We start from the raw sequence: 14,475 nt of genomic DNA, 5'->3' as shown, positions 1-14,475 counted from the left end.
TTCTCTCGTCAGCCCCGCGCCGAGGGCGCTTTTACCCCCGCGGTCCAATCGACTGACGTGACCGACGACGATGCCGCCCCGGCGGACCCAGAGACCCGCCGACACGACCGAATCCAGCACCACCCGACGCCCGGTCCGCGGAATTCGCTCCAGTACTGGACCGACGCCAAACCCGTCTGGCGCGTGATGCTCAACTACGTGTTCGTCCTCGTCGCCCGCATCGCGCCGTCGCTCCGAGTCAGAAACTGGGCGCTCCGACGCATCGGTGTGACCGTCGGAAGGGGCGTCTCGTGGGGCCTCGAAGCGACGCCCGACGTGTTCTGGCCGGAACTCGTCACCGTCGAGGACGACGCCATCGTCGGCTACGACGCGGTCATTCTCTGTCACGAGTTCCTGCAGGACGAGTACCGGACCGGCGAGGTCGTCGTCGGCGAGCGCGCCATGATCGGCGCGAAGGCGACCGTCCTCCCGGGCGTCCGCATCGGCGAGGGCGCGCAGGTCGCGGCGAACTCGCTCGTCACGCGAGACGTGCCCGCCGGCGAGACGGTCGCCGGGGTTCCCGCGAGACCGATGTCCGGCGGCGAGGCCGACGGGGACGGGGAGTGACCGACTCGCCGTCGCCGTCAGGTGGCCGTGAGGGCGGCGAGCGAGCGACTTCTCGCGGGGCGGTGGGCGGTCGGGTCACCTGCGGACGCGGCCGACGCCCTTGTTGAGGACGCGCGCGTTCGGCACGACGAACTCCGTCTCCTCGGCTTCGACGTGGGTGACGAACATGTCGAACTCCTGGACGACGCCGCGGACGTCGCCGACGACGATTTCGTCGCCGATGCTGTACGGCTGGGTGAAAAGGAGGTACGTCCCCGCCGCGCCCGAGCGAAGCAGGTCGCGGAAGGCGACGGCGCTGAACACGATGAGACCCAGCAAGTACGCCGCGAGGAGGACGATGAGCGCGAGCGTGGCGACGCCGACCTGCGAGAGCGCGACCAGCGTGGCGAGGAAGAAGACGGTGTACTTGGCGAGCGCGGGGAGGAGATTCACCTGCGGGAGTTTGACCGCGCGGAACCGCTCGGCGACGAGGAGTTCGACCTTGTCGCCGACGACGACCCCGGTGATGAGGACCAGAATGGCGATGAACAGTTGCGGGAGAATGGCGATGACGAGGCCCCAGAACCGGTCTGCGTAGTTGACGCCGGCGAACGAGAGCGCGGCGAAGACGCTGATTCCGAGGACGAAGTACCGCGTCAGCCACGACAGGATTTCGACCGTCGAGGTCTCGAAGTCGCGGGCGGTCCGCTCGAAGGCCGTGCCCTCGATGGCCTCCGGAACGCCGACGCTGACGAGGAGTCGGTGGACGAGCGTCCCCGCGACGTACGCGAGCACCAAGCCGAAAAGCAGGATGGTGAGCACGCCGAGAAACCGTATCCCGGCGATTCGAACGATGTCGTCGACGACGCCGCCGACCGTCTGGAGCGGGACGACGGGTGCGGACACAGAGACAGATGCGGATGCGGATTCGGGTGCGACCGTGGGCGCTGACGCGGGACCGACCGACGAATAGACGAGGGACGCCGAAGCGGACCCCGGCATCTCAGTACGCCTCCGGGTCGATTTCGAGAATCATTTTGCCGCCCTTGAACGCCCGAACGAGGCCGTCGGACTCCGAGAGGACGATGGCCGTGGCGTTGGTGTCGCGGGTGATCGCGCCGCCGGCCATGTGGCGCGCGCCCAGCCCCTTCGGGATGTCGACGCCCTCCGCCGAGGGTTCGAGGTAGCGGTACGCCGAGACGATTTTCCCCGAGTCGGAGATGACGAACGCGCCGTCGAGCCGCGAGAACTCCTTGAGCATCACGTTGACGATGGGGTCGCCGACGTAGACGTGGGACTTCTCGAAGGGGTTGTACGAAAGCGGCCGGGACTTGTTCATCACCTTGCCCGCGTCGCCGACGATGAACAGCGCGCCGACGGGTTCGCCCTTCTGGCCCTTCTTGCCCAGTTCGATGGCCACCTCGAACACGTCGCGGATGACGCCCGGGTCCGCCCGGGAGTTCGCGAAGAGGTCGTAGATGCCCGACCGCATGTTCTCGTCGACGCGAACGCGGACGAGCGAGTCGAGGTCGCCGCCGAAGACGCCGACGTTGCAGGCGATGGTGTCGCCGGCCTCGACGATGCTCTGTTCCATCGCGCCCTCGACGCCGAAGCGGATGCGGTCCTTGACGTTCTGGAACTGCAGGGGCAGTTCCACGAACGTCTCGGCTTCGACCGTGTTCTCCGGCGCGATGACCACCGTCGGAACGTCCGTCTCGGCGAACTGCTCGTAGTGGGAGTGGCTCGGCGTGAACAGGAACAGCCCATCGACGTCCGCCACGAGGTCGCCCAATAATTCGGATAACGCCGCCATTGGTGGAGAGACACACCGGGCGAGAAAAAGGGTTGTGTCGCGTCTGACGCGTGGCGTGCGCGATTCGACCGGTCGAGACCGGCGACTGATTCTCCCCGAAGAGGGGTCGAGCGGGACCTATCGCCCCAGAATCGGCGCTCTGAGCGCGGCGACCTCGTCGAGAATCGCGTCGGCGTCGTCCGGGTCGACGCCGTTTTCGTCGAGCGCGGCCGCGAGGTGTTCGGCGATGGCGTCGAAGTCCTCGCCCGAGAGGTCGAGGTGGTCGTGGGCCGCCCGCATGTCGGCCCCGTCGTACTCGACGGGACCGCCCGCGACGGCGCTGATGAACTTGACTTGGTGGGCGCGCTGTTCGACCATGTCGATGTCGTCGAAGTAGTGCGCGACCGAGTCGTCGGCGAGGACGCGGTCGTAGAAGTCCGAGACGACTGCTTCGACGGCCTCGCGGCCGCCGAGGCGAGCGTAGAGTGACTGCGCAGGCATTCGTCCGCGAATTGGACACCACGACGGTAAGGTTTCCTCCGAACGTATGCGGGGTCTTTAAACGAGGAGTGCGGGGTCGCGGCGGGGTGAGAGGGCGTTCTGTTTGAATCTCCCGCGTCTGGGCCCCACAAGAGATTTGACAGCGAGAGGTGGTGTTACCGATTAGAGAGATGCGTCACTCGATCCCTGTCGTGCTAACCGCTCTGCTGATTGTTCTCGCGGGGTGCTCGGGAACTGGAGCCCCCGACACAACGACAGCCGAAACGACGCCTCAGTCCGCGGCGACCACACAGTCACCGACTGAGCCGACCGCGACGTCCGAGCGGACGAGTGCGCTCACCGGCCGGACACCCGAGACCCGACTATCACTCCATCCAGAGGCCGGGTTCACGGGGCGCGTCGCTGTCGCAGTCGGCGGTGAAGCGGTCTTCAACGAGACGCTCTCCGACTACGGCGGAGACGGCGGCCTCGACCTGACCGACCAGTTGCAACCGACCCGTCAGACGGTCTCGGTCGCGGTGAACGGAACGGTACAGTGGGAGCGCCCGGTCGGCACCACGGAGTCGTTCGAACTCACCGTCCTCGAAAACGGGACCGTGGAGGTCCGCGAGCACACGATTCGATGACGAACGCTCGGGAAGGCGCGCGGGACAGGGTTCGAACCACGGTCGCAACGCTTCGCGTTGCTCCCTGATTCGAACCCTTCTGTCGCGCAGACACGTCTCTCACGGTGTTCGAGACGGTATGCGCGGGACAGGGTTCGAACCGGGCCGAGACTCGCTGTGCTCGTCTCGTAGGGTTCGAACCTGTCTGCTCCCTCGCTCACTTCATTCGCTTAGTGCGCGGGACAGGGTTCGAACCTGCGAAGGTCTACACCACAGCGTCCTAAGCGCTGCGCCTTTGGCCACTTGGCTACCCGCGCGCAGTCGGGCGACGCTCGCCCTTCGACCGCACATTTCCCGCAACGGTATATAAACGTCACGAGCGCCCGCCGCGGGGATTATGCTCCCGCGGCCGCAACGACGACCATGTACAGCGCCCGAGACCAGCGAGACAACCGAGAGTGGCTGGCCCGCATCGACGCCGCCGCCGACGGCCTCGAACTCGGCAGCGAGGCCCGCTCGTACGCCTCGGACATGTTTCTCACGCAGTTGCCCGACGAGGAGCGCTCGAAGCGAGCCGTCGCCGCCGCCAGCCTCTACGCCGGCGCGCTCATCGCCGGCGAGGAGCGCTCCCAGACCGCCGTCGCCGAGTCGATGGACGTGTCGCGGCTCAGCATCCAACAGCGCTGGAAGGACCTCCTCCGAGAGGCCGGCTTCCGCCCCCCGAGTTGGTAGGCGGTCACTCCGAGGAGCGCGCGGGTGCCATCCGGCGAGTCAAGACGGCGTAGGTCGCCGCGGTGGCGAGGACGCCGGCGACGAGACCGGCCGGGATGCCGACGAAAAGCGAGAAGAAGACCCACCGAGCGGCCATCTCGGTGACGGCGATACCGACGAGGACCGCGGCGACGACGCCGACGGCGAAGCTGGCGAAAAGCGGGTGTCGCATGGGCGACAGTACGACCGTGGGCGTGAAAACTATTCGTCGCTGGGGGGCGTCCGGCCGCGGCCCTCGCGGTCGGGCGTGAGGTTGCCGTGGCGGTCTATCTCCCCGGAGACGATTCGCGTCGAGGAGATGCGGTCGCCGTCCTCGGCGGGGACGTGCTCGACGACCTCGATACGGAGGGGTTCGAGGCCCTTCTCCTCTCGAATCTCGTTGACGCGTTCGCCGCCGCGTCGCGTCTCGGGCGAGACGATGAGGACGTCGAATCCGGGTTCGGTTGCGATGCCGGTCGGTCTGTCGAGTTCGCGGACCTCGAACTCGCGGTCGTACGCCTCGGCGAGCGGCCGGAGTTCGGCTTCGAGGTCCGCCTTGCGGTCGTCGAAGGGCCGGACGTAGCGGTCGACGTGTCGCGTCTTCGGCGCGAGTTCGTCGCTCGTGAGTCCGACCGTGACATCACCCAACTCGAACGCCCGCTCGAACAGCGCGAGATGTCCATCGTGGACAGGGTCGAACGTCCCGCCCAGCGCGACGTGCATACTCTCGCGGTGGGTACGGCGCGACTTAAGCGGGTCGGGTTAGCCTAACGGACCAACGCGCGGGGTGAGCGGGGGGCTACGAAGCCGGGCGAACCACCGTAGAAGCCGGGAGACCGCGGGGCTACTCCTCGCGGACCGTAATCGTGACCGGTTCGGTCTCGTCGGTGCGGTCGGTGCCGAGGTGTCGGTCGAGGTTGAACACGGCGTTCAACTGCGCCTGCACCTGCCCGGTGACGCCCTTCACGAGGTCGCTCGGCGCGATGGCGACGTACTCGTAGGGGTTGTTGCCCGCGCCGGAACTCTTCCGCTTGCGGCGCTCGACCGTCTCGTCGTCGGCGAGTTCGGCCAGCGCCTCCCGAACCGTGCTGGGGTAGAGGCCGGTCCCCTCGGCGACTTCCTCGCTCGTCGAGTGTGGGTGTTGTCGGAGGTGGACGTAGATTCGCGCGCGGGTCTCGGTGTCGAGAATCCACGCGAGCAGGTCCACCAACCCGTCGTCGAACTCGGAGACGGCGCAGTCGGCCGCGCCGCCCGAGTTGTCTTCGTCCGTCGACTCCGCGCTCCCCTCTGTGCTCTGGTCCGCAGACATTTGTGCTACGGCAAAGGTCAAAACTGGGGCGCTAAAAAATGTTTCCTGTCGCGCGTCGGCGTGCGACTCAGTCCAGCGTCAAGTGTTCGCACAGGGCGTCGAGCCCGGATTCCTCGTGAATCCGTCGCTGGACGGCGGTTCCGGATTCGGCGTCGAGAAGCGACCGGAGGCCGTCGACCCCGAGGCGGTCGGACTCGCGTTCGACGAACGATTCGAGGCTCACGACGCCCTCGGAGTCGGGGGCGATGAAGTCGGTGTCACGGCCGTAGCGGGTCGCGCGCCACTTGTTCTCGTCGAGGAGTTCGCGGCGGACCGGCGTCCCCGACTCGCCGGACTCGTAGCGGTCGGCGAGGTCCAACACGAGGGCGTGGACGTACTCGACGAAGTCGGCGACGCGCTCGGGGTCGGTCTGGGCGTCGGGGGTGCGGATTTCGACCGTCCCGTGGCCGGTGTGGGGGCGCACGTCGTACCAGAGTTCGCCCCGGTCGTCTATCGAGCCGTACTCGACCATCCGGCGCTCGAAGCGCTGGAAGTCCTCGAAGTCGTCGAAGGCGGTCGGCATGCCGGTGTTCGGGAGGTTCTCGAACACCTTGGCGCGGGCGGAGGCGAGGCCGGTGTCGAAGCCGTTCCAGAACGGGGAGTTCGCGGAGAGCGCGAGGAGCGGCGCGAGATACCAGCGGAGTTCGTTGGCGACCCAGACGGCCTTGTCCGCGTCGTCGACGCCGACGTGGACGTGGAGGCCGGCGGTCGTGTTCCGGTGTTGTGGGTACTGAATCCGGTCGAGTTGCGCCTGATACCGGGGCTTCGTCGCGTGGTCGAGTTCGCGCCACTTGGCGGCGGGGTGGAGCCCGGCCGCGGCGATGCGGTAGCCGTGGTCCGCGGCGTGGTCGACGAGCGCCTCGCGGACCGTTTCGACGGCCGCGCCGGCCTCGTCGGGGGCCTCGATGAGCGGCGTCTGCGTCTCGATAGTGAACTTGAACAACTCGTGGTCGAGCCGTCCCGCGAGCGGTTCGGGAGGTTCCGGTCCGTAGACTAAGTCGTCGATACCCGAGGTGGGGCGGCCGTCGGCATCGACGATGTAGAATTCCTCTTCGACGCCGAGCGTCCCCATTCGGTCGAAGGCGTCCGCCGACCCTAGTTCCATCGCAACGGCGTAAGTTGCGCCGAATTAAAAACACCGTGGGAGCCGGCGAACGCGTCGCACGACCGCGGGCGAGCGATTCGGGAGCTAGTGACGCACGGAAATCACGTCTCGGAACACAGTCGTCGGACGGTGCGATGACGGAACCGCCGCCGGCGACCTACTTCGGCCGGGCGACGATGCCGAGGTGGTCCGCGTGAAAGCGGTCGAGGCGGGCGGTTTCGAGGAGTTCGTACGCCGAGTCGAGTTCGGCGAGCGCGTCGTCGAACACGTCGTCGGGCTCGGCGGTCACGTCCTCGCTCCGCGCCTTGACGGCCATCAGGAGCCGACCGTCGTCCGCGAGGAACTGTCGGTTGCGGACGGCGACGGTCGCCTGCCCGCGGGTCGCCACGTCCATGACGAGGCAATCGATGCCGGATTCGACCACGTGGGCGTAGGACTCGGGGTCGCGCGCGTCCTTCAACAGCGGAAAGAGGTTGTCGCGGTCCTCGGCGACGCCGACGAGGTCGCGGACGGGGCGCGGGGCGAACTCCACGGCGTAGGTCGGCCCGGCGAAGTCGGCGACGTGCGAGACGGTCGTCCCCGAGGCGGCCCCGAGGTAGAGCACCGACTCGCCGCCGGCGAGGCCCGTGTCCATGCCGAGTTCGAGCATCGCGCCGAGCTTCGAGCGCCCGGCGTCCCACGCGCGCCAGCCGTCGGAATCAACGGGTTCGCCGTAGACCCGTGCGCCCTCGGTCGAGAGGCGCTGGCGGCCGCCAAACGTCCGGCGTTCGACGCCGTCGGGAAGGTCGGCACCGGCGTCGGCCGCGGAACTGTCGTCGCTCATTCGTCGGCCTCCCCGTCGGCGCGGGCGCGAATCGTCGCCATCCGGTCGGCGAGTTCGGCGTGCAGGTCCGGCCGGTAGTCGCCCGAGTAGTGGTCGATGCGCGCGGCGATAGAGAGCTTCCCGGCGAACGCGCGGGCGGCCGACCCGCGGTCCTGCGGGCGCGTCCCGCGGACGTACTCGTGGGTGAAGATGACGCCGTGTTTGGGCGAGGTGGCGCGGCCCTTCAGGTGCGCGAACAGGGCGTCTTCGGCCCCGAGCACTTGGACCGTGCCGCTCGGTTTCTTGGCGAGGTTTTCGAGGCCGCCCGCCAGCGCGATGAGCCGCGCCGCGAGGACGGGGCCGGCCATCTCGGCGAGGTTCGGCGCGGCCGTGGGCGCGCGCTCCTCGATGAACGACCGGAGGTCGTCGCGCTCGTCGAGCAGGTCCACCGCGCGGGTGGCGTAGGAGACGACGCGCTCTTCGGCGGCGGTCTTGGGGTCGTGGGCGGCGATGTCGCGGACGCCGTCGAGGCCGCGCGGGACGTCCTCGTAGAGCGTGCCGGCCCACTCGACGACCCGCTCGGCGAGTTCGTTCGCGGTCCGTTCGGCGTCGTCCATCGCGCGCACGGCGTGGGCGAGCTGCACGTCGTCGGCGCGCTCGCGCTCCGCGACGGCCTCGCCGGCGGCGGCGAGCGTCGCCGAGCGGAGTTTGGCGTAGTAGTCGGTCTCGTCGGCGGCGAACCCGGCGGCGACGGCCTCGGCCGGCCAGTCGGCGGGGGCGGGGGCGCGGCCCGTTCGGACTCGCGTCGTCCCGGATTCGGGGTCGTCGGGGTCCGCGCCGGCGAACCATGCGTCTGTCATACTGGCGGATTGCGCCCCGTCCCGGTAAAAGGACACGGACCCGCGGGCGCGGGTCGCCGCCCCCGCAGCATTTCCGTGGTAAGTTTTAACACACCATGTCTCGTACGAATGTTCGATGGAACGCGCTTCGTACGTCTGTCGTGAGTGTCAAACGACCGTGAGCGCCGCGTCGTACCGCTCGACCTGTCCGGAGTGCAGCGGCGAACTGCGGCCCACGTCGGTGACGACTCGCGGGCGCGTCGGAGATTGAACGACGCGCGCGGGTCGTCCGACCCGACCGCCGTCCGCTCGCTCGCAGTCACGACCGACGACCTCGTGACCGCCCTCGAAGCGAACCGCCGAGGCGACGCCCCCGTCGTCCTCCGCGTCACCCCGCCGTTCTACGGGCGGATGCGGGCGCGGATTCACCGCACCGGCGGCGAGGCCTCGGACTACGCCGACCCCGAACCGATACACCTCGACCCGCGGGCCTTCGTCGCCGACGACGCCCCCGCGTACCCCGAAGTGGACGAGACCCGCCCGGAGCCGTACGAGGTCGAAGCGCACCACGAGCGCCACACCGAGGCGGTTCGGGCGTGGCGGTCGGCGGTCCGCCAGCACCTCCGCGAGGCGGTCGCACTCCCGACGGACGCCGGCCCGCACGAGGTCGACGCCAAGTACCTCGGCTGAGCGAACCACTTTTTCCCCGCGGGCCACACCGTAGCGACATGAGCACCGACGAGTACCGCCGCGGGACGGCGGTCGAGCGCGAGCGACAGCGGAAACAGCGCCCGGCGCGCGGCCGCTACCGCGGGGTGCTGCCGGTCATCTACGCCATCGGGTTCGTCATCTTCACCGCCGTCTCGCTGTACATCGGGCCGGAACCGGCGTTCGCGGTCTACCTCGTCACGCACATTTTCTACGCGGGCCTCGTCCGCGCCGACATCAGGTCGCTCCGCGGGCAGGGCATCGACTGGGGCGGGTCGCGGCATCTCTGGTTCGGCGCGGCGTTCGCGCTCCCGTTCGTCGCGCCCGCCTACTACCTCTACAGCGGTCGCGTGATTCGCCGCGAAAACGAGTCGCGGGACCTCGACGACTGAGGCGAAACCCGCAGACTGCGCCGCGGGCCGCACCCAAATTGCGCCGAACACCGGACCGCCCGGCCACCGAACTTATGCCCGGCGAGGGGAAACGACGGGGCAATGAGTTCCAGACGCGTAGTCGCGGTGCTCGCGCTCGCCGCGCTCGTGCTCACGAGCGGCTGTATCGGGTTTCTGACGGGCGAGGAGACGCTGACGTTCGAATCTGAACCCGCCGCGGCTGACGCGACGGTCGCCGAGAACGCCGGCTACGAGACGAACGGGACCGAGACGTTCGCGGTGAACCGCACGCTCTCGTTCGGCGGGCAGGAGCGCAAAATCGCCGCCAGCAACCACATCACGACCTACGAGAAGACGCTTGACCTCGGCTTCTTCGGCGAGGCCAGACTCGGCTCGTTCAGCGTCATCTCGACGCCCGCCGTCGAGGTCGCGGGCCAGCCGCGGAGCCCCATCGGCGACTACTCGAACGACGACCTCATCCGCCTCGTCGACAACCGGTATCAGGGCCTCAGCGACGTCGACCCCGTCAGTTCGCGGAACGTCCAGATGCTCGGACAGACGGCCAACGTCACGAAGTACAGCGCCACCGCGCGGTTCGGCGGGGACGAGGTCGACGTGTACGTCCACGTGACGAAGGTCCGGCACAACGAGGACTTCATCGTCGCGATGGGGCTGTACCCACAGCAACTCGACGGCGAGGAGGAGAACGTTCTCGAACTGATTCGCTCGGTCGAACACCCGTCTGAGGCGTAGGCCGCACGGGTGAACCGCCGACGGTGGCTCGCGGGGTCGCCTCGGGGGTGCCTTTTTCTCGTCGCCGCGGGTCGGTGAGTCCATGACTCGCGTACGGACCGCAGGCATCGCGGTGACGGCGCTCGGCGTCGTCGGCTACGGCCTCGGGACGCTCGTCACCTATCCGGGACGAGCGTTCTCCGTGACGGCCGTCATGGTCGGCATCACGCTCTGGGCCATCGGGGGTGACGTGCGGTGATTTCGGCGCTCGTCTACCGCGACGACGGCGCGTCGGCCTACGAGGAGACCGCGCTGGACGCGGCGCGCGACGCCGACGGGACCACGTGGGTTCGCGCGACCGCCGCCGAGGAGTTCGACCGCGTCGCCGAGGCGTTCGGCGTCCACCCGCTTTCGGTCGAGGACGTGCGGAACGACGCCCGGCCGAAAGTCGAGGAGTACGACGAGTACACGTTCGTCGTCGTTCGGGTGGCGACGCTCCGCGCGGGCGACCAGGTGTTCGAAGAGGAGGTCCAGACCAGACCCGTGGGGCTCTGCTTCGGCGACGACTGGCTCGTGACGCTGACGCGCCGAGAACTGGAGCCGATAAACTACGTGTGGAACGCCATCGAGCGAGAGGAACCGCGGATGCTCAGGTTCGGGCCGGACTTCGTCGCCTACCGCGTCATCGACCGCATCGTCGACGAGTACTTCGGGCTGTTGGACGAGGTCGGCGAGGAGATAGAACTCATCGAGGACATCATCCTCGAAGGACCGGACCCGGAGGTGCTCGAAGGGCTGAACGCGGTCCGGCGCGACCTGCTTTCGTTCCGGAAGACCGTGTGGCCGACGCGGGAGGCCGTCGGCGTGCTCGCCCGCGGCGACCCCGACTACGTCCGCGAGGTGACGGAGAAGTACTACCGCGACGTGTACGACCATCTCGTCGAGTTGGTCGACCTCACGGAGACGTACCGCGACCTCGCGCGCGGCGCGCGGGACATCTACCTCAACACCCTCTCGCAGTCGACGAACGAGGTGATGAAGACGCTCACCGTCGTCGCGACCATCATCCTCCCGCTCACGCTCGTCGTCGGCGTCTACGGCATGAACTTCGACCCCGGCGCGTCGGCGTTCAACATGCCCGAACTCGGCTGGGCCTACGGCTACCCGGCGACGATGCTCGGGATGGCGCTCGTCTCCGTGGTCCTGCTCGTCTACTTCCGGCGGGAGGGCTGGCTCTGAGCGACGAAAGAGATATACTACCCGATTACTCACGCCGACCCGTCGGTTCCCGTCGGCTCAATGACGACAAAGCGGCCACATCGTGCGATTCATCCACACGGGATCGGCGAAACATTTATAAGACTTTCGAACTTACTGTTGGTAAGGCCCCGTCCAAGCCGGATTATTCTTTCGTCTTCTGTGGTCTTCCCGGCCGAGACGTATCCGCGCCTTCCACCCCACCATGAGCGACACCATAACCACCCGAACCTACAGTGCCGACGCAAAGACCCGGGACGCCCGGTCCCGAGAGTCGGAGCGAGACGAATCGCAGCGAGACGAAAAGCAGGTCTGCCCCGAGTGCAGCGGTCACCTCGTCACCGACGAGGAGCACGGCGAGACGATCTGCGAAGACTGCGGCCTCGTCGTCGAGGACACCGTGGTCGACCGCGGCCCCGAGTGGCGCGCGTTCGACTCCGCCGAGCGCGACAGCAAGTCCCGCGTCGGCGCGCCCACGACCAAGATGATGCACGACAAGGGGCTGTCGACCAACATCGGCTGGCAGAACAAAGACGCCTACGGCAAGTCCCTCTCGCCGCGCCAGCGCGAGCAGATGCAGCGACTTCGCACGTGGAACGAGCGGTTCCGCACCCGCGACTCCAAGGAGCGCAACCTCAAGCAGGCGCTCGGCGAAATCGACCGCATGGCCTCGGCCCTCGGTCTCCCCGAGAACGTCCGCGAGACCGCCTCGGTCATCTACCGCCGCGCGCTCAACGACGACCTGCTGCCCGGCCGCTCCATCGAGGGCGTCGCCACCGCGGCGCTGTACGCCTCGGCCCGGATGGCCGGCACCCCGCGCTCGCTCGACGAGTTGGAGAAGGTCTCCCGCGTCGACAAGATGGAATTGACCCGGACGTACCGCTACATCGTCCGCGAGCTGAAGCTCGAAATCAAGCCCGCCGACCCCGAGCAGTACGTCCCGCGGTTCGCCAGCGAGCTCGGCCTCTCCGACGAGGCCGAGCGGCAGGCCCGACAGCTCCTCCGCGACGCGAAGGAGACGGGCGTCCACTCCGGCAAGTCGCCGGTCGGCCTCGCCGCCGCCGCCGTCTACGCCGCCGCCCTCCTCACCAACGAGAAGGTGACCCAAAGCGAGGTCTCGACGGTCGCGGACATCTCCGAGGTCACCATCCGCAACCGCTACAAGGAGCTGCTCGAAGTCCAAGACGGCACCCTGTTCGCGTAAGCGCTCTGTGGTCCCGGTGCGTCCGGTGGCCCGCACTTTTTCTCGCCCGTGCCAGCCCGTAACAACATTTATCCGCGCTCCCGGAGGATATACGGGGTATGGTTGAAGCGTTCGTCCGACTCTTGTGCCCCGAATGTGGAAAGGACTGGGAGACGAATCCGACCGAACTCCCCGCTCACCGCGACAACTACTCGTGTCAGGGCTGCGGCGCGACGCGGCGCACGGCCGAGTTCATGCGGACGGAACGCGACCTCCAGACGCTCAAGCAGTTCGAATAGCGAGGCGTGACGGCGGGGCCGTCTCCCGAACGGGAGCGACCCGCCGGGCGTTCGTTTTCAGATGTCGGGAATCGCCGAGAGCGCGCCGCACGCGTCGCACTTCAGCACTTCTGCGCCCTGCTCCGTGACGAGTTTCGTGTCGGGCGACCCGCACTCGCTACAGCGGACGAACGACTCGACGTACTCGTCGAGCGCGTCGGCGATGCGACGCTGTCTGAACTCGCCGGTAAAGCGCGCTCGACCGCGGTCGTCGATTTGGGCGCTCGTTCCCAGTTCCGTCTGGAAGAACTTCAGGACGTGCGTCGCCTCGCGAGCGAGCCGGTCGTGGGTCGCCGCGAAGTTCTCGTAGACCGTGACGTTCCCCTCCTGTCGGACCGCCGGCTCCGGGACGCTGAAGCGGTCGCCGCCTTCCGCCACGTCCGACGACTCCGAGAGCGCGCGGTCCAGTTGGTCGTCGTAGTCCATGCGCGACAGTACGCGCGCGCCGGCGTAAAATTCTCACGACCCCCGGCGCGCGCGACCGGCGCTCGGCGCGCGCCCTACATAGCTATATAAACTGCTCGTGAGATTCCGCCGAGGCTCACTATCGACGGGCGAAACAACAAACGAATTGCAAACTGACGAATACGAAATTTTCCCTGAGACACCCATAATCGGCGGTTTAAGGGAGTCGGATGCTAACGTGACTCAAGATAATACTATATCCCTCCGGTCTCAAGCCGTGGTTGCTCATGAAGAAGCAGGAACTCATCCACCTGCACGGTCTGCTCGCAGAAGTCCACACCCAGATTGAGGCCTGGGAGGACGAGGAAATCAGTCTCGTCGAGTACAACGAACTCGGCGTACGACCGACATCCATCCACAAGTCCAAGACGGACCACAAAGCAGCCGTGTTTAAACTGGCGAAAGGAATCACCGGAGCGATGCGCGAGGCCGAACCAGAGCCGCTCGCACCGCAAGCCGACTGAACCGAGACAAGAAACGCGTTCTCCTCTACGACCCTACACCCGAGAGCGACTGCGCCGTGCTCTCGCGGACGACGACGCTCCCGAGCGACTGCCGCGTCGAAGCGGTGGATGAGTTCCGTACAGGCAGAAACAGCGGGCGGGACTGAGGCGGCGGTCCGCCGACGCCTCAGCGGTCGTCGACGAGGTCGTCGAAGTCGACGAGCGTTTCGTCGGCGTCCGACGCACCGGTTTCGGCGCGGGTGTCGCCCTCGCCGTCCGTCTCGACGGACTCGTCGTCGACTCGTTCGACCGACAGCACCTTCAGCGGGATGTTTTCGAGGCGTTGGCCGATCTCCTTCCGGGCGATGCGCGAGGCGTGTTCCTCCTGTTCGACGTTGAACACCGTCATCTCCAGTTCGAGGGCGACCAGCGCCTCGTCCGCGGCGATGAAGGCGGGTTGGAGTTCCTCGCCGCCGGGCGAGGTCCGAGCGCCCATGCTAATCTCGACGTACTTCAGGTCGGGATTGAGCATCTCCCCGGTCTTCGAGATGGCGATGCGAATCGCCTCGTCGACGGTTTCTACGTCGTACACCGGGACCGCGGCCTCGACGACGACTCTGCAGTCCATGG

23 protein-coding genes and 1 tRNA gene are annotated in these 14,475 nt (G+C 67.6%); 12 read left to right on the top strand and 12 right to left on the bottom strand.

The features are described from left to right. Positions 1–57: 57 nt before the first annotated feature. Entirely contained in the window at positions 58–606 is a 549-nt protein-coding gene (locus FY251_RS14280) for a DapH/DapD/GlmU-related protein (protein ID WP_148415688.1), read from the top strand. Positions 607–681: 75 nt separating this feature from the next. Here the strand turns inward: FY251_RS14280 and FY251_RS14275 are convergent, their stop codons facing one another. From FY251_RS14275 to FY251_RS14265, 3 genes are all read right to left on the bottom strand, one after another. Further along, positions 682–1,587 (bottom strand): mechanosensitive ion channel domain-containing protein, encoded by a 906-nt coding sequence (locus tag FY251_RS14275; protein WP_148415686.1) that lies wholly within the window; start codon positions 1,585–1,587, stop codon positions 682–684. Between the two features lies 1 nt (position 1,588). Beyond that, positions 1,589–2,398 carry a diadenylate cyclase gene (gene dacZ, locus FY251_RS14270; RefSeq protein ID WP_004976646.1) on the bottom strand — a complete coding sequence of 270 codons (810 nt, stop codon included), beginning with the start codon at positions 2,396–2,398 and terminating at the stop codon, positions 1,589–1,591. Between the two features lie 117 nt (positions 2,399–2,515). Further along, positions 2,516–2,878 (bottom strand): group 1 truncated hemoglobin, encoded by a 363-nt coding sequence (locus FY251_RS14265; RefSeq protein WP_148415684.1) that lies wholly within the window; start codon positions 2,876–2,878, stop codon positions 2,516–2,518. Between the two features lie 191 nt (positions 2,879–3,069). Here FY251_RS14265 and FY251_RS14260 point away from each other — a divergent pair, with 191 nt between their 5' ends. Further along, the gene (locus FY251_RS14260) at positions 3,070–3,504 is read left to right on the top strand and encodes a hypothetical protein (RefSeq protein ID WP_148415682.1); all 435 of its coding nucleotides are present in this window, start codon (positions 3,070–3,072) and stop codon (positions 3,502–3,504) included. Between the two features lie 213 nt (positions 3,505–3,717). On the opposite strand, the gene FY251_RS14255 is transcribed toward FY251_RS14260, so the two are convergent. After that, a tRNA-Leu gene (locus tag FY251_RS14255) sits at positions 3,718–3,800 on the bottom strand. 106 nt (positions 3,801–3,906) lie between these two features. On the opposite strand from FY251_RS14255, the gene FY251_RS14250 reads away from it, so the two are divergent. Beyond that, on the top strand, positions 3,907–4,215 hold the full coding sequence (locus FY251_RS14250; RefSeq protein ID WP_089777673.1) for a cyclin: 309 nt from the start codon (positions 3,907–3,909) through the stop codon (positions 4,213–4,215). Positions 4,216–4,219: 4 nt separating this feature from the next. On the opposite strand, the gene FY251_RS14245 is transcribed toward FY251_RS14250, so the two are convergent. From FY251_RS14245 to FY251_RS14220, 6 genes are all read right to left on the bottom strand, one after another. Beyond that, positions 4,220–4,426 (bottom strand): hypothetical protein, encoded by a 207-nt coding sequence (locus tag FY251_RS14245; protein WP_148415680.1) that lies wholly within the window; start codon positions 4,424–4,426, stop codon positions 4,220–4,222. A 29-nt stretch (positions 4,427–4,455) separates the two neighbouring features. Further along, entirely contained in the window at positions 4,456–4,956 is a 501-nt protein-coding gene (locus FY251_RS14240) for a phosphopantetheine adenylyltransferase (RefSeq protein ID WP_148415678.1), read from the bottom strand. Between the two features lie 121 nt (positions 4,957–5,077). After that, the gene (locus tag FY251_RS14235) at positions 5,078–5,542 is read right to left on the bottom strand and encodes a winged helix-turn-helix domain-containing protein (RefSeq protein WP_089777670.1); all 465 of its coding nucleotides are present in this window, start codon (positions 5,540–5,542) and stop codon (positions 5,078–5,080) included. 67 nt (positions 5,543–5,609) lie between these two features. After that, complete coding sequence (locus tag FY251_RS14230; protein WP_148415676.1) at positions 5,610–6,686, bottom strand: glutamate--cysteine ligase; 1,077 nt, start codon at positions 6,684–6,686, stop codon at positions 5,610–5,612. A gap of 157 nt (positions 6,687–6,843) precedes the next feature. After that, positions 6,844–7,509, bottom strand: a complete 666-nt coding sequence (locus FY251_RS14225) for a fibrillarin-like rRNA/tRNA 2'-O-methyltransferase (protein ID WP_148415674.1) — start codon at positions 7,507–7,509, stop codon at positions 6,844–6,846. Continuing rightward, positions 7,506–8,348 (bottom strand): NOP5/NOP56 family protein, encoded by an 843-nt coding sequence (locus tag FY251_RS14220; protein ID WP_148415672.1) that lies wholly within the window; start codon positions 8,346–8,348, stop codon positions 7,506–7,508. The genes FY251_RS14225 and FY251_RS14220 overlap by 4 nt, the downstream gene beginning before the upstream one ends. Before the next feature lie 115 nt (positions 8,349–8,463). On the opposite strand from FY251_RS14220, the gene FY251_RS23415 reads away from it, so the two are divergent. The 8 genes from FY251_RS23415 (at position 8,464) to FY251_RS14185 (ending at position 12,898) form a co-directional block, all read left to right on the top strand. Continuing rightward, positions 8,464–8,598: a rubrerythrin-like domain-containing protein gene (locus FY251_RS23415; RefSeq protein WP_139043109.1), complete on the top strand. Its 135-nt coding sequence runs from the start codon at positions 8,464–8,466 to the stop codon at positions 8,596–8,598. After that, positions 8,595–9,017, top strand: coding sequence for a hypothetical protein (locus tag FY251_RS14210; protein WP_148415671.1), 423 nt, complete (start codon positions 8,595–8,597; stop codon positions 9,015–9,017). The genes FY251_RS23415 and FY251_RS14210 overlap by 4 nt, the downstream gene beginning before the upstream one ends. Positions 9,018–9,055: 38 nt before the next feature. After that, on the top strand, positions 9,056–9,427 hold the full coding sequence (locus FY251_RS14205) for a hypothetical protein (RefSeq protein WP_148415670.1): 372 nt from the start codon (positions 9,056–9,058) through the stop codon (positions 9,425–9,427). A 126-nt stretch (positions 9,428–9,553) separates the two neighbouring features. Next, positions 9,554–10,180, top strand: coding sequence for a DUF6517 family protein (locus tag FY251_RS14200; RefSeq protein ID WP_187367419.1), 627 nt, complete (start codon positions 9,554–9,556; stop codon positions 10,178–10,180). Positions 10,181–10,262: 82 nt separating this feature from the next. Beyond that, the gene (locus FY251_RS22610; protein ID WP_167344110.1) at positions 10,263–10,418 is read left to right on the top strand and encodes a hypothetical protein; all 156 of its coding nucleotides are present in this window, start codon (positions 10,263–10,265) and stop codon (positions 10,416–10,418) included. Next, complete coding sequence (gene corA / locus FY251_RS14195) at positions 10,415–11,398, top strand: magnesium/cobalt transporter CorA (protein ID WP_148415668.1); 984 nt, start codon at positions 10,415–10,417, stop codon at positions 11,396–11,398. The genes FY251_RS22610 and corA overlap by 4 nt, the downstream gene beginning before the upstream one ends. Positions 11,399–11,621: 223 nt before the next feature. Then, complete coding sequence (locus FY251_RS14190) at positions 11,622–12,620, top strand: transcription initiation factor IIB family protein (RefSeq protein ID WP_089777662.1); 999 nt, start codon at positions 11,622–11,624, stop codon at positions 12,618–12,620. 98 nt (positions 12,621–12,718) lie between these two features. Next, on the top strand, positions 12,719–12,898 hold the full coding sequence (locus FY251_RS14185) for a hypothetical protein (RefSeq protein WP_008574529.1): 180 nt from the start codon (positions 12,719–12,721) through the stop codon (positions 12,896–12,898). 57 nt (positions 12,899–12,955) lie between these two features. Here FY251_RS14185 and FY251_RS14180 read toward each other — a convergent pair whose 3' ends face one another. Next, positions 12,956–13,363: a translation initiation factor IF-2 subunit beta gene (locus FY251_RS14180; RefSeq protein WP_148415667.1), complete on the bottom strand. Its 408-nt coding sequence runs from the start codon at positions 13,361–13,363 to the stop codon at positions 12,956–12,958. Positions 13,364–13,629: 266 nt separating this feature from the next. Between FY251_RS14180 and FY251_RS14175 the strand changes: the two genes are divergently transcribed. Next, complete coding sequence (locus FY251_RS14175) at positions 13,630–13,866, top strand: UPF0058 family protein (RefSeq protein ID WP_004041569.1); 237 nt, start codon at positions 13,630–13,632, stop codon at positions 13,864–13,866. Positions 13,867–14,032: 166 nt separating this feature from the next. Here the strand turns inward: FY251_RS14175 and FY251_RS14170 are convergent, their stop codons facing one another. Continuing rightward, positions 14,033–14,473 carry a DUF555 domain-containing protein gene (locus FY251_RS14170; RefSeq protein WP_148415666.1) on the bottom strand — a complete coding sequence of 147 codons (441 nt, stop codon included), beginning with the start codon at positions 14,471–14,473 and terminating at the stop codon, positions 14,033–14,035. Positions 14,474–14,475: the final 2 nt, after the last annotated feature.

Origin of the sequence: Haloferax sp. KTX1 (genome assembly GCF_902410085.1) — an archaeon.
GTDB lineage: Archaea > Halobacteriota > Halobacteria > Halobacteriales > Haloferacaceae > Haloferax > Haloferax massiliensis.
This window is presented reverse-complemented; position numbering and strand designations above follow the sequence as displayed.

What these genes read in the sequence shown, in the direction of transcription:
- FY251_RS14190 (WP_089777662.1), top strand. Translation starts at nt 11,622, where the DNA reads ATGAGCGACACCATAACCACCCGAACCTACAGTGCCGACGCAAAGACC.
- FY251_RS23415 (WP_139043109.1), top strand. Translation starts at nt 8,464, where the DNA reads ATGGAACGCGCTTCGTACGTCTGTCGTGAGTGTCAAACGACCGTGAGC.
- FY251_RS14265 (WP_148415684.1), bottom strand. Translation starts at nt 2,878, where the DNA reads ATGCCTGCGCAGTCACTCTACGCTCGCCTCGGCGGCCGCGAGGCCGTC.
- FY251_RS14250 (WP_089777673.1), top strand. Translation starts at nt 3,907, where the DNA reads ATGTACAGCGCCCGAGACCAGCGAGACAACCGAGAGTGGCTGGCCCGC.
- FY251_RS14205 (WP_148415670.1), top strand. Translation starts at nt 9,056, where the DNA reads ATGAGCACCGACGAGTACCGCCGCGGGACGGCGGTCGAGCGCGAGCGA.
- FY251_RS14175 (WP_004041569.1), top strand. Translation starts at nt 13,630, where the DNA reads ATGAAGAAGCAGGAACTCATCCACCTGCACGGTCTGCTCGCAGAAGTC.
- FY251_RS14230 (WP_148415676.1), bottom strand. Translation starts at nt 6,686, where the DNA reads ATGGAACTAGGGTCGGCGGACGCCTTCGACCGAATGGGGACGCTCGGC.
- FY251_RS22610 (WP_167344110.1), top strand. Translation starts at nt 10,263, where the DNA reads ATGACTCGCGTACGGACCGCAGGCATCGCGGTGACGGCGCTCGGCGTC.
- FY251_RS14245 (WP_148415680.1), bottom strand. Translation starts at nt 4,426, where the DNA reads ATGCGACACCCGCTTTTCGCCAGCTTCGCCGTCGGCGTCGTCGCCGCG.
- FY251_RS14235 (WP_089777670.1), bottom strand. Translation starts at nt 5,542, where the DNA reads ATGTCTGCGGACCAGAGCACAGAGGGGAGCGCGGAGTCGACGGACGAA.
- FY251_RS14240 (WP_148415678.1), bottom strand. Translation starts at nt 4,956, where the DNA reads ATGCACGTCGCGCTGGGCGGGACGTTCGACCCTGTCCACGATGGACAT.
- FY251_RS14170 (WP_148415666.1), bottom strand. Translation starts at nt 14,473, where the DNA reads ATGGACTGCAGAGTCGTCGTCGAGGCCGCGGTCCCGGTGTACGACGTA.
- FY251_RS14275 (WP_148415686.1), bottom strand. Translation starts at nt 1,587, where the DNA reads ATGCCGGGGTCCGCTTCGGCGTCCCTCGTCTATTCGTCGGTCGGTCCC.
- dacZ (WP_004976646.1), bottom strand. Translation starts at nt 2,398, where the DNA reads ATGGCGGCGTTATCCGAATTATTGGGCGACCTCGTGGCGGACGTCGAT.
- FY251_RS14225 (WP_148415674.1), bottom strand. Translation starts at nt 7,509, where the DNA reads ATGAGCGACGACAGTTCCGCGGCCGACGCCGGTGCCGACCTTCCCGAC.
- FY251_RS14220 (WP_148415672.1), bottom strand. Translation starts at nt 8,348, where the DNA reads ATGACAGACGCATGGTTCGCCGGCGCGGACCCCGACGACCCCGAATCC.
- FY251_RS14180 (WP_148415667.1), bottom strand. Translation starts at nt 13,363, where the DNA reads ATGGACTACGACGACCAACTGGACCGCGCGCTCTCGGAGTCGTCGGAC.
- FY251_RS14185 (WP_008574529.1), top strand. Translation starts at nt 12,719, where the DNA reads ATGGTTGAAGCGTTCGTCCGACTCTTGTGCCCCGAATGTGGAAAGGAC.